Annotated in this window: 18 protein-coding genes and 1 riboswitch; of the genes, 7 read left to right on the forward strand and 11 right to left on the reverse strand. The window is 58.3% G+C overall.

The annotated features are described in order from the left end of the window. Positions 1–15: 15 nt before the first annotated feature. Positions 16–239: riboswitch (cobalamin riboswitch) on the forward strand. Positions 240–544: 305 nt separating this feature from the next. The 4 genes from nrdH to nrdF are packed head-to-tail and all read left to right on the forward strand — an operon-like array spanning position 545 to position 4,371. Further along, a complete protein-coding gene (nrdH, locus tag ABFT80_RS03475; RefSeq protein WP_347970453.1) occupies positions 545–766 on the forward strand; it encodes a glutaredoxin-like protein NrdH in 222 nt (73 codons plus the stop codon). Between the two features lie 14 nt (positions 767–780). Next, entirely contained in the window at positions 781–1,188 is a 408-nt protein-coding gene (gene nrdI / locus ABFT80_RS03480; protein ID WP_347970828.1) for a class Ib ribonucleoside-diphosphate reductase assembly flavoprotein NrdI, read from the forward strand. After that, positions 1,164–3,374: a class 1b ribonucleoside-diphosphate reductase subunit alpha gene (gene nrdE / locus ABFT80_RS03485; protein ID WP_455189863.1), complete on the forward strand. Its 2,211-nt coding sequence runs from the start codon at positions 1,164–1,166 to the stop codon at positions 3,372–3,374. Before nrdI ends, nrdE begins: the two co-directional genes overlap by 25 nt. Positions 3,375–3,396: 22 nt before the next feature. Beyond that, positions 3,397–4,371, forward strand: coding sequence for a class 1b ribonucleoside-diphosphate reductase subunit beta (nrdF, locus tag ABFT80_RS03490; RefSeq protein ID WP_347970454.1), 975 nt, complete (start codon positions 3,397–3,399; stop codon positions 4,369–4,371). Between the two features lie 96 nt (positions 4,372–4,467). Here nrdF and ABFT80_RS03495 read toward each other — a convergent pair whose 3' ends face one another. The 3 genes from ABFT80_RS03495 to ABFT80_RS03505 form a co-directional block, all read right to left on the reverse strand. Then, positions 4,468–4,728 (reverse strand): DUF2312 domain-containing protein, encoded by a 261-nt coding sequence (locus ABFT80_RS03495; RefSeq protein ID WP_347970455.1) that lies wholly within the window; start codon positions 4,726–4,728, stop codon positions 4,468–4,470. 95 nt (positions 4,729–4,823) lie between these two features. Continuing rightward, a complete protein-coding gene (locus ABFT80_RS03500; protein WP_347970456.1) occupies positions 4,824–5,132 on the reverse strand; it encodes a DUF1244 domain-containing protein in 309 nt (102 codons plus the stop codon). Between the two features lie 19 nt (positions 5,133–5,151). Further along, complete coding sequence (locus ABFT80_RS03505) at positions 5,152–5,949, reverse strand: N-formylglutamate amidohydrolase (protein ID WP_347970457.1); 798 nt, start codon at positions 5,947–5,949, stop codon at positions 5,152–5,154. Between the two features lie 325 nt (positions 5,950–6,274). Between ABFT80_RS03505 and ABFT80_RS03510 the strand changes: the two genes are divergently transcribed. Then, positions 6,275–6,709, forward strand: a complete 435-nt coding sequence (locus ABFT80_RS03510) for a DUF1036 domain-containing protein (protein WP_347970830.1) — start codon at positions 6,275–6,277, stop codon at positions 6,707–6,709. After that, positions 6,706–8,142: a pyruvate kinase gene (gene pyk, locus ABFT80_RS03515; protein WP_347970458.1), complete on the forward strand. Its 1,437-nt coding sequence runs from the start codon at positions 6,706–6,708 to the stop codon at positions 8,140–8,142. The genes ABFT80_RS03510 and pyk overlap by 4 nt, the downstream gene beginning before the upstream one ends. Positions 8,143–8,212: 70 nt before the next feature. On the opposite strand, the gene ABFT80_RS03520 is transcribed toward pyk, so the two are convergent. From ABFT80_RS03520 to ABFT80_RS03545, 6 genes are all read right to left on the reverse strand, one after another. Further along, positions 8,213–9,274, reverse strand: a complete 1,062-nt coding sequence (locus ABFT80_RS03520) for an alpha/beta fold hydrolase (protein WP_347970459.1) — start codon at positions 9,272–9,274, stop codon at positions 8,213–8,215. Positions 9,275–9,396: 122 nt separating this feature from the next. Next, positions 9,397–9,990, reverse strand: coding sequence for a tetratricopeptide repeat protein (locus tag ABFT80_RS03525; protein ID WP_455189864.1), 594 nt, complete (start codon positions 9,988–9,990; stop codon positions 9,397–9,399). Positions 9,991–10,083: 93 nt separating this feature from the next. Further along, complete coding sequence (ykgO, locus tag ABFT80_RS03530; RefSeq protein WP_047568381.1) at positions 10,084–10,209, reverse strand: type B 50S ribosomal protein L36; 126 nt, start codon at positions 10,207–10,209, stop codon at positions 10,084–10,086. Between the two features lie 132 nt (positions 10,210–10,341). Beyond that, positions 10,342–11,418 carry a 5-(carboxyamino)imidazole ribonucleotide synthase gene (locus tag ABFT80_RS03535; RefSeq protein WP_347970460.1) on the reverse strand — a complete coding sequence of 359 codons (1,077 nt, stop codon included), beginning with the start codon at positions 11,416–11,418 and terminating at the stop codon, positions 10,342–10,344. Then, on the reverse strand, positions 11,415–11,912 hold the full coding sequence (gene purE, locus ABFT80_RS03540) for a 5-(carboxyamino)imidazole ribonucleotide mutase (RefSeq protein WP_347970461.1): 498 nt from the start codon (positions 11,910–11,912) through the stop codon (positions 11,415–11,417). The genes ABFT80_RS03535 and purE overlap by 4 nt, the downstream gene beginning before the upstream one ends. A gap of 83 nt (positions 11,913–11,995) precedes the next feature. Beyond that, on the reverse strand, positions 11,996–12,199 hold the full coding sequence (locus ABFT80_RS03545) for a YdcH family protein (RefSeq protein ID WP_347970462.1): 204 nt from the start codon (positions 12,197–12,199) through the stop codon (positions 11,996–11,998). Between the two features lie 232 nt (positions 12,200–12,431). On the opposite strand from ABFT80_RS03545, the gene ABFT80_RS03550 reads away from it, so the two are divergent. Next, positions 12,432–12,611: a YdcH family protein gene (locus tag ABFT80_RS03550; RefSeq protein ID WP_347970463.1), complete on the forward strand. Its 180-nt coding sequence runs from the start codon at positions 12,432–12,434 to the stop codon at positions 12,609–12,611. 163 nt (positions 12,612–12,774) lie between these two features. On the opposite strand, the gene ABFT80_RS03555 is transcribed toward ABFT80_RS03550, so the two are convergent. Further along, positions 12,775–13,053 (reverse strand): ArsR/SmtB family transcription factor, encoded by a 279-nt coding sequence (locus tag ABFT80_RS03555; protein ID WP_347970464.1) that lies wholly within the window; start codon positions 13,051–13,053, stop codon positions 12,775–12,777. Between the two features lie 30 nt (positions 13,054–13,083). Continuing rightward, positions 13,084–14,346 (reverse strand): MFS transporter, encoded by a 1,263-nt coding sequence (locus ABFT80_RS03560; protein WP_347970465.1) that lies wholly within the window; start codon positions 14,344–14,346, stop codon positions 13,084–13,086. Positions 14,347–14,425: the final 79 nt, after the last annotated feature.

Consider the following 14,425-nt stretch of genomic DNA (forward strand, 5'->3'; position numbering starts at 1 on the left):
AATTTAACCTCGTCTACTATATCTAGTGTTCGAGGTTCTTTCGATTCGCAAGGATCGGAAGCTAAGACGGGAATACGGTGAGCGGTTGCCAATTGGCTGCCGCAATGCCGGAGCTGCCCCCGCAACTGTAAGCGGCGAGCGGTCATTCACGAAAGCCACTGAAGCGGCGTGCTTCGGGAAGGTGAGAATGATTGCTGCGACCCGCGAGCCAGGAGACCTGCCTCGATCGAGAACGTCCACGGGCGGGGTGCCCGGAAGGTCGCGATGCATTTTGCGGAAATGATCCCGCTTGTGCCGCTTCCCCCAAACTCCGCCATGAGCAACTTCGGGGTGAAGACTATGTCGAAATTTTTAAGCACGCGTAGACGCGAGTAACCGGGCAGATCATGCCCGGCTTAACGCACGTCTCTTTGAAAGAGACTGCGAGGGTCCGGGCGGCCTGCAAGGCGACAACAGAGCGCACAATCAGAATTTGAACCTTCGAACGGGCATCGGCGGATGCGCGATCGATTTCCTATGCCTTTTTGAAAACAACGAGGAAGCCATGAACATCACGGTCTACAGCAAGCCTGCCTGCGTCCAGTGCACCGCAACGACACGCGCGCTCGATCGCCAGGGCATCGAATATGACATCGTCGATGTCTCCGCAGATGCAGCAGCCTTCGATCTGGTGCAGGGACTTGGCTATCGTCAGGTGCCGGTGGTGATTGCCGGAGAGCAGCATTGGGCAGGCTTCCGGCCGGATATGATCAGCTCGCTCTCCTGATCGAAGAAACGGCGATGGGCGATATCGTTTATTTTTCCAGCCGGTCGGAAAACACCCATCGCTTTGTCGCAAAGCTGGGCATGTGTGCCGCGCGCATACCGATAAGCCCAGCCGACGAACTCAACGTCGATCGTCCCTTCGTTCTCGTCCTGCCGACCTATAGCGGGGCGGGCGGCAAGGGAGCCGTTCCAAAACAGGTGATCCGCTTTCTCAATGACGCGGAAAACAGATCGAATATTCGCGGCGTGATCGCCGCGGGAAACAGCAACTTCGGTGCGACCTACGGGCTCGCGGGCAAGATCGTCTCCACCAAGTGCCAGGTGCCTTACCTCTACAGGTTCGAGCTTCTGGGCACGGCGGAAGACGTCGCCAATGTCAGACATGGATTGGAACGATTTTGGAAACGGCAAGCACTCTCCTGACGCGCGATGCGGACGAAAAGCCGCTCAACGATTTCCCGCTTCCGAGCGGCGACCGGCCTGCAAAAAAGGCCGAGACGGCGCTCGATTATCATGCGCTGAACGCCATGCTGAACCTCTATGACGAGGAGGGGCGCATTCAGCTCGACAAGGACAGGCTGGCGGCGCGTCAATATTTCCTCCAGCACGTCAATCAGAACACGGTGTTCTTTCACAATCTGCGGGAGAAACTCGATTATCTGGTGACGGAGAGCTATTACGAGCGCGAGGTTCTCGACCAGTATTCCTTCAATTTCGTGCGCGATCTGTTCGATCACGCTTATGCGAAGAAATTCCGCTTCCCGACCTTTCTCGGTGCCTTCAAATATTACACCAGCTACACGCTGAAGACCTTCGACGGAAAGCGCTATCTGGAGCGCTATGAGGACCGTGTGTGCATGGTCGCGCTGGCGCTTGCGCGCGGCGACGAGCAGCTTGCCCGCGATATGGTCGACGAGATCATTTCCGGCCGTTTCCAGCCTGCGACGCCGACATTTCTCAATGCGGGCAAAAAGCAGCGCGGCGAGCTTGTCTCCTGCTTCCTGATGCGCGTCGAGGACAATATGGAGTCCATCGGGCGCTCCATCAATTCGGCTTTGCAGCTTTCGAAGCGCGGCGGCGGCGTGGCCCTTTCGCTCACCAATATTCGCGAGGCAGGCGCGCCGATCAAGCATATCGAGAACCAGTCGTCCGGCATCATTCCGGTGATGAAGCTGCTGGAAGACGCATTTTCCTATGCCAACCAGCTTGGCGCGCGGCAGGGCGCTGGCGCGGTTTATCTCAACGCGCACCATCCCGACATTATGCGCTTTCTCGACACCAAGCGCGAAAACGCCGACGAGAAAATCCGCATCAAGACATTGTCGCTCGGCGTGGTCGTGCCGGACATCACCTTTGAACTGGCGAAGAACAATGAGGATATGTACCTGTTCTCGCCATATGATGTGGAGCGCGTCTACGGCGTGCCCTTCACCGAGATTTCGGTGAGCGAAAAATATCGCGAGATGGCGGATGATTCCCGCATCTCCAAGAAGAAGATCAAGGCGCGCGATTTCTTTCAGGTGCTGGCCGAAATCCAGTTCGAGAGCGGCTACCCCTACATCATGTTCGAAGACACGGTGAACAAGGCGAACCCGATCGCCGGGCGCATCACCATGAGCAATCTCTGCTCGGAAATCCTCCAGGTGAGCGAGGCCAGCGAATATAATGACGACCTTTCCTACAGCCGTCTCGGCAAGGATATTTCCTGCAATCTCGGCTCGCTGAACATCGCCTCCGCAATGGATTCGCCCGACTTTGGAAAGACCATCGAGACCTCGATCCGCGCGCTGACGGCCGTCTCCGAAATGAGCCATATCTCGTCGGTGCCTTCGATCGAGAAGGGCAATGACGAAAGCCACGCAATCGGTCTCGGCCAGATGAATCTGCACGGCTATCTCGCCCGCGAACGCATATTCTACGGTTCCGAAGAAGGCGTCGATTTCACCAACATCTATTTCTACACCGTGACCTATCACGCCATTCGCGCGTCGAACCGGCTGGCAGTCGAACGAGGTACAAGCTTCAAGAATTTCGAGAATTCGAAATATGCGTCCGGCGAATATTTCGACAAATACACCGAGAATGAATGGCTGCCTGCGACCGACAGGGTAAAGGCGCTGTTCGAAACGTCCGGCATTCACATTCCGACGCAGGAAGACTGGCTGGCGTTGAAGGAGGCCGTGATGGCGTCCGGTCTCTACAATCAGAACCTGCAGGCGGTGCCGCCGACTGGATCGATCTCCTACATCAACCACTCGACCTCATCTATCCACCCGATCGTCTCGAAAATCGAAATCCGCAAGGAGGGCAAGATCGGCCGCGTCTACTATCCGGCTGCCTTCATGACGAATGACAATCTCGATTATTATCAGGACGCTTACGAGATCGGGCCGGAGAAGATCATCGACACCTATGCGGCGGCCACCCAGCATGTCGATCAGGGGCTCTCGCTGACACTGTTCTTCCGCGATACGGCCACGACGCGCGACATCAACCGCGCGCAGATCTACGCGTGGAAGAAGGGCATCAAGACCATCTACTACATCCGCCTGCGCCAGATGGCACTTGAAGGAACGCAGGTCGAAGGCTGCGTGTCCTGTGCGCTCTAAAAGATTGTCAAAGGACAAGCCCATGAACATGCAATTCAAGCCGGCCGCGCGCATTCGCGCCATCAACTGGAACCGCATCGAGGACGATAAGGATCTCGAGGTCTGGAACCGTTTGACGGGGAATTTCTGGCTTCCCGAAAAGGTGCCGCTGTCGAATGATATTCCTTCCTGGGCAGCGCTGAAGTCTGAGGAACAGCAACTGACGATCCGTGTTTTTACGGGCCTGACCCTGCTCGACACCATCCAGAACGGCGTGGGCTCCGTGCGGCTGATGGAGGATTCCGTGACGCAGCACGAGGAGGCGGTGCTATCCAACATCTCCTTCATGGAGGCCGTGCATGCGCGTTCCTATTCCTCGATCTTCTCGACGCTCTGCTCCACGCCGGATGTGGACGACGCCTATCGCTGGTCGGAGGAAAACGAATTCCTGCAGAAAAAGTCGGCGCTGATCATGAAGGAATATGACAGCGGCGATCCCTTGAAGAAGAAGGTCGCCTCGGTCTTTCTCGAAAGCTTCCTGTTCTATTCCGGCTTCTATCTGCCGATGTACTGGTCGAGCCGCGCCCGACTCACCAACACGGCCGACATGATCCGCCTCATCATCCGCGACGAGGCCGTTCACGGCTATTACATCGGCTATAAATTCCAGCGCGGACTGGAGCGGTTGAGCGCTGATCAAAAGCAGGAAATCAAGGATTTCGCCTTCGACCTGATGCTCGAACTTTACGACAATGAGGTGAGATATACCGAGGCGCTTTATGACGGTGTCGGGCTGACTGAAGACGTCAAGAAATTCCTCCACTACAACGCCAACAAGGCGCTGATGAACCTTGGCTATGAGGCGCTGTTTCCGGCTGAAGCCTGCAAGGTCAACCCGGCAATTCTGTCGGCGCTTTCACCGAATGCAGATGAAAACCACGACTTCTTTTCGGGGTCGGGCTCTTCCTATGTCATTGGGAAGGCCGTTGCGACGGAAGACGAGGACTGGGATTTTTAAACACAAGTTTGCTGAGGCAGGATCGATGATCCTGCCTCAGCAAACGCGGTGAAATATGGAAAGCTTACAACTCGAACAATCTATCGAGTTAAACGATCATTCCATGCCGAGGGCGGATTTGTAGAGGTCGAGCATCGCCTCTTCTTCCTGGCGCTCTGCCTGGTCCTTCTTGCGAAGGCGGATGATGGTGCGCACGGCTTTGGTATCGAAGCCCGTGCCCTTCATCTCGGCATAGACGTCCTTGATGTCGTCGGCGAGGCTTTGCTTTTCTTCTTCGAGACGCTCGATGCGTTCGATGAAGGCGCGCAATTGGCCGGCGGCAACGGTTTGGCTGGTTTCGGTGATTTCGTCGGCCATGGATGATCTCCGCAAGATTGGTGCCGCGACTCGGACGGCTCTGGGCTGGCGGGTTCGATGCCTCAGCGCGGCGGCAGGGTCAAGGGAGTTTCGCTTTAATGATCCTTCGGGCGTCGCGCCTCGAACTCGGCCAGCTTCTGGCCAGGCGCTTCTGTCTGGTGCTTTGCCTGCCATTCGGCATAGGGCATGCCGTAGACGATTTCGCGCGACTGATCCTTCGAAAGCTCGACGCCTTCGGCTTCGGCCGCCTCGCGATACCAGTTGGACAGGCAGTTGCGGCAAAAGCCCGCGAGGTTCATCAGATCGATGTTCTGAACATCGGTGCGCTGGCGCAGATGTTCGACCAGACGCCGGAAGGCGGCGGCCTCGAAGTCGCGTTGCTGTTCGTCCGTCAATCCTGACATGATAATCTCCGATTTCTAATCAGACAGGCCCTGTGCGCGAGCCGAACTGCTGTACCTTGGCTATATCGGGTCGCGTGTTGATCGCGTCAACGATGGGGGCCAGACGTTGTGCCCAGGAAATCGCGCCTTTTTCATCGCCGATCAAATCCTGCCGGATTTCGATCAACGCGTGGGCATAACCATTGACGATGCAGTGCTTGAACATGGTGTCGCCGCGCAGTGCGCCGTCATAAGGTTCGTTGTCGCCGACGGTCAGCGTCGGATCGGCAGCCAGCATTTCGATCAGCGGCCATGCGACGCGGTGGTCCATGTCCCACAAGACACCTGCCTCCCACGGACGGGCGCGGCCCTGCATGGTCGGCGTGAAGGAATGGACGGACAGAACGAAGGGCGCGCGGCCCGAAGCTTCCGCGACGGATGCAATCATCGCGCCGACCGCATCGTGATAAGGCCTGTAGAAGCGCTCCAGGCGTCGTTCGCGCTCTTCTTCCGTCATCGGAAAATTGCCGGAAATGACGGTGCCATCGTAAAGCTGGCGGATGAGGGTAGGGTCGTCCTCACCGCGGTTGGGATCGATTAAAAGGCGTGAGAAATTGGCGAGCAGGGCAGGAGCGCCGAGCATACTTGCCAGTTCGCGTGTCACGGTTTCGACGCCGATGTCATAGGCGATATGGCGGTCGAACTCGCTGGCATCGAGACCGAGAGTGCCGTATTCCTCCGGCAGGTCGCGCCTTGCGTGGTCTGCGAGAATCACGATGCCGCGCTTGCGGTCTCCCTGGACGATGTCGAAAGGCGTGAAGATTGCGGATCGCGTCATGAAACGGTCGTCCTGATTTTTTTGCCCGGAATTTTTGCCAAGTCGCCACAGTAGCGGTTGCGGGCACATGTGTTATGCCGTTGTTTAGACAATCTTTTGAAAGAAATCATGCAGGGCTTTCGAAAGAAATCATCCGGGGTACGTGGTCTCGCAGGGGAAATCGTCCGAGCCGGGCAACTAAATCGATTTGGATTGCGATTTACCGGCGTTGACATGCGCCGCGACTTTTCCGAAAAGGGGCGAGACAATGCCGTCACAAAGCAACAATAGGGGTTCTGGAATGGGTTTGGCCGCGCGGTCGCGTCTGTTTTCTGCGTCCGCTGCGATGTGTCTGGCTCTCGTCGTTCCGGTTCTCTATGCCTCGCCCGCACATGCCGATTTCCGGGTTTGCAACGCGACGCAGAATCTCGTCGGCGTCGGCATAGGCTATCGTTCGAAATCTGGTTGGATCACCGAGGGCTGGTGGCATGTTGCCGGATCGTCGTGCAAGACGCTGATCGAAGGCCCGTTGTCATCACGCTTTTACTATCTCTATGCAGAAGATGCAGAGCGTGGCGGCCGTTGGGACGGACCGATCAGCATGTGCGTGGCCGAAAAAGAATTCAAGATTGCAGGCGTAACAGACTGCCTGGCGCGGGGCTTCCAGCGCGCCGGATTTCAGGAATACGACACGGGCGAACAGGCAAGCTGGATGGTCCAGTTGACCGATGAGCCGGCAACCGACGGCAGCGCCGCCGTTACGGGAACAAACAACCAATGAGACGCAGCCGCAAGGTCAAGATACTCGCCACACTCGGACCCGCTTCGTCCGACGAAGCAATGATCCGTAAGCTTTTCGATGCGGGAGCCGATGTTTTCCGCATCAATATGAGCCACACGGATCATCCGCTGATGCAGACGCTCGTTGGCCGCATTCGCGCCGTCGAGCGGGATGTGGGGCGCCCTATCGGCATTCTTGCCGACCTTCAGGGGCCGAAGCTGCGTGTCGGGAAATTCGAAAACGGCAAGGAAGATTTGCAGGTCGGGCAGATTTTTACGCTTGATGGCGATTCCACGCCCGGCGATTCGAAGCGTGTTTTCCTGCCGCATCCTGAAATTCTGGCTTCGGTCGAAGTTGGGCATCGCCTTTTGATCGACGATGGCCGTCTGGAACTGCAGGCTGTCGCTTCGGATGGAAAATCGATCACTTGTAAGGTGATTTCCGGTAACAAGATTTCGGACCGCAAAGGCGTCAGCCTGCCGGATACTGATCTGCCGGTTGGTGCACTTACCGAGAAGGATCGTAGAGATCTGGATGCGGTGCTGGCGACGGGGGTCGATTGGGTGGCGCTTTCCTTCGTCCAGCGCCCCGAAGATCTGGCCGAGGCCCGCAAGATCGCGCGCGGACGCGCTGCAATCATGTCGAAGATCGAAAAGCCGCAGGCGGTTGCCCGTCTGGCCGAGATCATCGAGCTTTCGGATGCGCTGATGGTCGCCCGCGGCGATCTTGGCGTCGAAATGCCGCTTGAGTCAGTGCCGGGCATTCAAAAGCAGATCACGCGCGCCGCGCGGCGTGCCGGCAAGCCGGTGGTCGTTGCCACGCAGATGCTGGAATCGATGATCAGCGCGCCGGTGCCGACGCGTGCGGAAGTCTCGGATGTGGCAATCGCCGTGTTCGAAGGCGCGGATGCGATCATGCTTTCCGCAGAGTCGGCTGCGGGCGATTATCCCGTCGAGGCGGTGGCTACCATGAACCGCATCGCCGATAAGGTGGAGCAGGACCCGACCTATCCGGGCATCATCAATGCGCAGCGTTCCGAGCCGGAAGCGACCGGACCGGATGCGATTTCGCTTGCGGCGCGTGAAATAGCCGAAACGTTGAAGCTTGCAGCGATCGTCACCTACACGGCATCCGGCACGACCGGATTGCGTGCAGCGCGCGAGCGGCCGCAGGTGCCGATCATCGCGCTTTCGCCGATCGTGGAGACGGCACGCCGTCTCTCCCTCGTATGGGGCACGCATTGCGTGGTTACGCCCGACGCAAGCGATCTCGACGACATGGTCGATCGCGCATGCCGCATTGCCGCCGAAGAAGGCATCGGCAAGCCCGGCGACCGCATCATCGTGACGGCAGGCGTTCCGTTGCGCACGCCGGGCGCGACCAACATGCTGCGCATCGCATATATTGGCGATGACGGAACAGGCGGCGCGTAAGCATCGCTTTTTAAATTACGCAATTCCGGACGGAAAACCGCTACACGCTTTTCCTGGAATTGCTTCCAACCTATTGCGGCGCTAGCTCTCCGGTCGGCTCATCGAGCCGGCCGCATTCCGCGCCTTCGGCATCATTGGCAATACGTGCTTCCACATCGCCCGCGAGCCTTGCCAGATCGCGCGGCTTGCCGGACACTTTTTCAATCGCTGCGACCACCAGATCGGGGGCAACCCAATCCGATTTGTGGCCGAGATTGTGAACCCATACAAGTTCGGCGCCCGGAATGTCGCGTTCTAGCCCTATCGAGTGGATTCGTGCATAGATGATCGTGTCATGATCGCCGGAAATCACGACTGTCGGTGCCTTGATCTCATGATAGCGCGGTGAATTTGCGGTGGCGTAGTCGTACAGACCGTTCACGTCGATCGCGTTTGCGCGGAAGGCGCTCGGGCGCAGAACCAGTGGTATCTGCGTCTGCTGACTGTAGTTTTCAGGAACATGATTGGGTGCGAAAACACATTTCACTGCGGCATCCATGCGCAATGCGCCTGCGGGGTAGGCGAAGGCCTGCGTGAACAGCCAGCCTGTAATCGGCTTTGCGGCCATGCCGTAATACCAGGATGTCTCGCCGCCCGGCCAGGGGTGTGTCGCGGACGACAGGAACACCAGACCAGCGGTCTTATCTGCGTGGTCGAGTGCGAATGACGTTGCCATCGCACCGCCGAAGGAATGCGCAACGATGATCGCCTTCTCGATGCCGAGCTTGTCCATTAGTTTCGCCAGTGTGGCGGCCTGACCGGCGGGCGTATCGTTGCCGCGGCCTCTTTGCGACCAGCCATGGCCCGGACGATCGAAAAACAGCATGTCCGCGCGGCCTTCCAGACGTTCGCGAAACGCAACGAGCTGGTCGTTCAGATTGGCGCTTGCACCGTGCACGAAAACGATAGGAGGCAGATCGGGATTGGCGGGCGGTGCCACGCGTACATAGTGAATGCGCGCGCCGTCGATGTCGATGAACTCGCCGATAGCCGGAAAACGCCTCTCAATCGACCAGACGCCGATACGCGTGATGCCGAAAAGAATGAAAAGGAGGGCTAAAAGGAAGGCGCAGAGGGCGTAGATCAGGTTCATGAATGAATCTTACGTAGGACAAAAGCGGGCGGTTCACGCATCACGATAAAAATGCGCGCTGTCAGTCATACGTGGATGAAGAGCGATAAGTTTCCGCAGATCGGCGTTTTGCGCGGCTCGGCTCAGATGCGCTCCCCGGCCAGTTCTTCCGAGAGCGTCGAAACCTCGTTCTGAGCGTTGCGCATCATCGGATAGGCGGCAAGCACGCGCTCCCAGGCGTTCAGCGCCAGTTCCTTGTTGCCATTGTCCTTGAGGATGCGCGCCATGCCTGCCAGTGCACCGAAATGGCGCGGTTCTAGCTGAAGTGTGCGGTTTATGTCGGCCATCGCCATGCGTGAATTGTTCATGAAGTAATGGGCGGTCGCGCGCCTGTTCCAGCCTTCCGCATATTCGGGGCGAAGCGTCACGACCTGATCGAGAAAATCGAGCGCGACATCGAATTTGCGCGCATCCATGGCTTTCTTTGCCCACACCATCATCAGGTCGACCGAAGCGCTTCCAGAATGATTCCACGCGTCGGATATGCGCGAAGCGATGCGTTCGGCCGCTTTTTCGTTGCGCTCGCGCTTCAGGCTTTCGAAAAGTGTGTCGAGGCGATTTTCATCCGTCTTCATCTGGACGGGAGCGCCGCTGCTCCGGGCAGGGGCGGCATAGGAAGCGAGAGGTGCCGTCAGAGACAGCAATGTCGCGAGTGAAATAAGCAAAACGTTCCGCATGCGTGGGAATCTATCTCCACGCAGCGAAACGTCAAACTGAATTTGCCGTGATAATGCGCTGCCGGTCGATGCCCGCGTTGCGGGCGTCGAGCATCAGCCCTGGCGGGCTTTGTAGCGAGGCGCGGTCTTGTTGATGATGTAGACGCGGCCCTTGCGGCGAACCAACTGGTTGTCGCGATGGCGGCCCTTGAGTGCCTTGAGCGAGTTCTTGATCTTCATTGGTCTGGCCTGTCGAATGGGCCCGCGAGGGCCGAAATGAAAGACGCGCCTCGAAAGCGCGCCAGAATTGTGTGTGGCTCATAAACGAGGAGGCTTGTCGCTGTCAACCTCGTAACGGCCTGTTTCGTGGAATCAGAGCCGCTTTAGACGGGTAAAATGTCCCATCTTGCGACCGGGCCTCGCTTCGACCTTTCCATAGAGATGAAGGACAACGTCGTTCTCTGCGAGCAGTTCGGCGCTGCGGTCTACATCGTCGCCGATCAGGTTCTCCATCACGCAATCGGAATGCCGCGATCCGCCGTCGAGCGACAGGCCGGCAACGGCGCGAATGTGCTGTTCGAACTGTGAAACGGCGCAAGCCGCTTCCGTCCAGTGGCCGGAATTATGAACGCGAGGGGCGATCTCGTTCACCAGAAGGGTGCCGTCGTTCATCGCGAAGAACTCTACGCCGATCACGCCGACATAGTCGAGCGCGTCGAGGATGGAGAACGCCATGCCGCGTGCAGCGCCCGCCGTGCCGACACCTACGCTGGCCGGAATCGTCGATGAGTGCAGGATGCCATCGCGGTGGACGTTCTCGGCGGGATCGAACGCCGCGTGCGAACCGTCTATGCCGCGCGCGGCGATGATCGAAATTTCGCGCTCGAAGGAGACAAAGGCTTCGAAAATCAGCGGAACGCCGCCCATATCGGCGAAAATGCCGGAGGGATCTTCGGAGAATTCCCGAAATACGCGTTGGCCCTTGCCGTCATAGCCAAGCCTGCGTGTTTTCAGGATTCCGCTGCCGCCGAATTTCTTCAGCGCCTCCACGATATCCCCGTCATTATCCACAGGCAGGAACTCGGCTGTGGAAATCCCGATGCCGTTGAGGAACGACTTTTCGGTGACGCGATCCTGAGAGATTTCCAGCGCACGCGCAGGCGGATAAACGGCCACCTTCTGCGCCAGCGCAATTGCGGCCTCTACCGGCACATTTTCGAATTCATAGGTGACGACATCGCTGGCTTCAGCGAGTTCAGCCAAAGCTTTCTCGTCGTCATAAGCAGCGATGATCTGCCGATTCGTTACCTGCGCTGCCGGGCAATCCGCCTGCGGTTCCAGAACGATCGTGCGATAGCCGAGACGTGCTGCCGCAATGGCCAGCATGCGGCCAAGCTGGCCGCCGCCGATTATTCCGATTGTGGCGCCGGGCGCGAGCGGCGCGGTCACGATGCGTCCGTCGGCTGTTCGGCGACCTTGGCGCTCTGCGCTTCGCGCCAGGCGTCGAGACGCTTGGCCAATTCGTCGTCATAGAGCGCAAGCACGGCTGCTGCCAGAAGTGCTGCGTTTACCGCGCCTGCCTTGCCGATGGCCAAAGTTCCGACCGGGATGCCTGCCGGCATCTGAACGATAGAAAGAAGGGAATCCTGTCCCGACAGCGCCTTGGATTCCACCGGAACGCCGAAAACCGGCAGCGGGGTCATTGCGGCGGTCATGCCGGGAAGGTGGGCTGCACCGCCTGCGCCTGCGATAACGACTTTGTGACCGGCAGCTTTTGCGCCCTTGGCAAAATCATAGAGGCGATCCGGCGTGCGATGCGCGGAAACGATGCGGCTTTCGTGGGAAATGCCCAGCTCTGCAAGCGTGTCGGCGGCGTGGTGCATGGTTGCCCAGTCAGACTGGCTACCCATGATTATGGCGACATCGGCACGTTTTGCTTGCAAATCCTGCATCTCCCGTGAGCGGAACGGTTGGTGGCGGATTAGTCCAAATCAGCTATCCGCGCAAGAATGGGAATGTTTTACGATCAGGCGATGATGTCTGGAATGATGTTGTCTTCCAGAGCCGTGATCTTGTCCTTGAGCGCAAGTTTCTTCTTTTTCATGCGCTGAATTTGCAGCGGGTCACAGCCCATGGCTATCATGGCGTTGATCGCTGCATCGAAATCCGCGTGTTCCTGTTTGGAGCGCGCAAAGTCCAGCCGTGTTTCGGCCTGTTCCTGTTCCGACATTTTAACCGTCTGCAATGTGTCAGCGCTTCCCTGCGCCAATCTGGCGGGCCGGGTGCGGTCGCCCCCGGCGCGTCAGCCCATATCACATTTTGGCGCTTTGAGAAATGCTACCACCAATCGTTCGACATCGCCACAATTCACTGTCAGACTGTCATCGTACCGTCATGGTCCAGACCATCGGTGGACGGCCTCGACGGTGCAAACGTGGAAACCATGAAAGGGAGAGCCAATCATGTCGCTTGCCAACCATCTTGAAGAGCTGCAGAAAAGACACGGTGATATCGAACGCGCGATAAACGACGCCAGAAATCATCCGTCAGTCGATGCACTCACTATCGTCGATCTCAAGCGACGCAAGCTGGCACTCAAGGACGAAATCTCCAAATTGAAGGAATCCCACACTTCCCACTGACTTTGTGGAGGGACGCGCAGGTAAGCTGAATTTGCGCGTTGCCTGCAAGGCATGAGCCGGCAAGACCGGCAACTAATTATGCCGGCCCTGAATTTGAGGCCGGCATAAAAGCCTTGGCTTTTAAAATAATCACAGATTTTCCGAAATGCGCTGCCGGATCGTATCAGGCCGAAGCGCTACCGTTTTCCCAGAATTGATCCAGCCAGATATTGAGGCTCAGGAAGCCCGAATTGTTGACGGCGTAGAAGCGGCGCGTGCCGTCTGCCGTCGCATGGACCAGGCCTGCATCGAGCAGGACTTTAAGATGCTGGGAAACCGCAGGGCGCGAGACGGGCAGGCCGGAGGCCAGTTCGTTGACGGTTTTCGGTCCACGCCGCAACTCTTCAAGGAGATGCCGCCTGTTGGGATCCGCAATGGCCATGAACGCATCGGAAGGGACCATCGCCTTTTGTGGATCAAATCCGCAGCAATCTCAACTGTCTTGTCGAACGCCGCCCTCGTCCGAAGGCGTTCGCGGATCGAGCAGGCCTGCCTGCGGGGTGAGCGAACGTTCGGCGGGAAGCGTCTTGAACGCCTCACGATCCTCGACGGGGATGGGTGCGCGGCGCGTGATGCGCAGCAACGTGTAGCCTGCAAGCGCGAAATGCGCCAAGGCGGTCGCCAGAAACAGGCTCTCAGGCCGCATGCTGCTCATGAGCCATGCGCCGATCACCGGGCCGATCATCGTGCCGAAGCCGTAAAGCAGCAGCAGACCGCCTGAGACTTTGACGAATTCCTCAGGCCGGGCATGATCGTTGGCATGTGCAACGGCCAGCGAATAGAGCGTGTAGGCCAAAGCGCCGTAGCAGGCAGTCATGGCAATGACCGCAACGCCCGATCTCGGCATGGCAAAGAAGATCGCGACGGCGAATATCGCCGATCCAAGCCCGGCCGCGGCCAGAACATAGCGGCGGTCCATCTTGTCGGAGGCGCGCCCGATGGGCATTTGCATGGCAGCGCCCGCGACGACCACGATGCTCATCATGAGCGCAATTTCAGGCGTGGTGATGCCGATGCGTGCGCCATAGACCGCTCCCAGCGTACCCCATGCGCCGTTCGCCACACCGACCAGTATGCACCCGACGAAAGAGACGGGCGAAGTCGCATAAAGTCCTTTCAGGTCCAGGGAAACATCCTGAAGCGGCTGCGGCTGCGCGGCGGAAGATACGGCGGTGGGGATCAGCGACAGGCAGAACAATATGCCTGCGACCATGAACAGCGAGGATGTGCCTACATCGCTTGCCGCGACCATCATCTGGCCAGCCATGATCGAGGCATAGGTCACCATCATGTAGAGGCCGAAGACGGTTCCGCGGTTTTCGTTCGTCGCCTTTTCGTTCAGCCAGCTCTCGATGATCATGAAGCAGCCGGCCATCGCAAAGCCGGTGAAGGCGCGCAAGGCGATCCAGATGAATTCGTTGATCCACAGACCGGTCAAAAGCGCGATGATCGCGGCGGATGCCGCAAACGTTCCGAATGCGCGCACATGGCCCGCCCGCCGGACGAGGCGTGGCGCGAAATAGCAGCCAGCCACGAAACCCGCGGCCCAGGCACTGCCCATGAGGCCGAGCGAGGCGGTGGAAAAGCCCTCTTCCTGCCCGCGCAGCGGCAGGAGCAGGCCATGCAGACCAGAAGCTGCGAGAAGAAAGGCGGTGCCGCGCAAAAGAGAAAGGATGGGTCTGTAGCTTGCGAACATTATGCTTTCCGGGCGGGGGAATCGTTTGTGTCTGCTGTAGATCGGAAACAGCTTCTTTCAGGCTTTTAAACGGCGGTGA

Origin of the sequence: Foliimonas ilicis, from assembly GCF_039939195.1 — a bacterium.
GTDB classification, from domain to species: Bacteria; Pseudomonadota; Alphaproteobacteria; order Rhizobiales; family Rhizobiaceae; genus Foliimonas; species Foliimonas ilicis.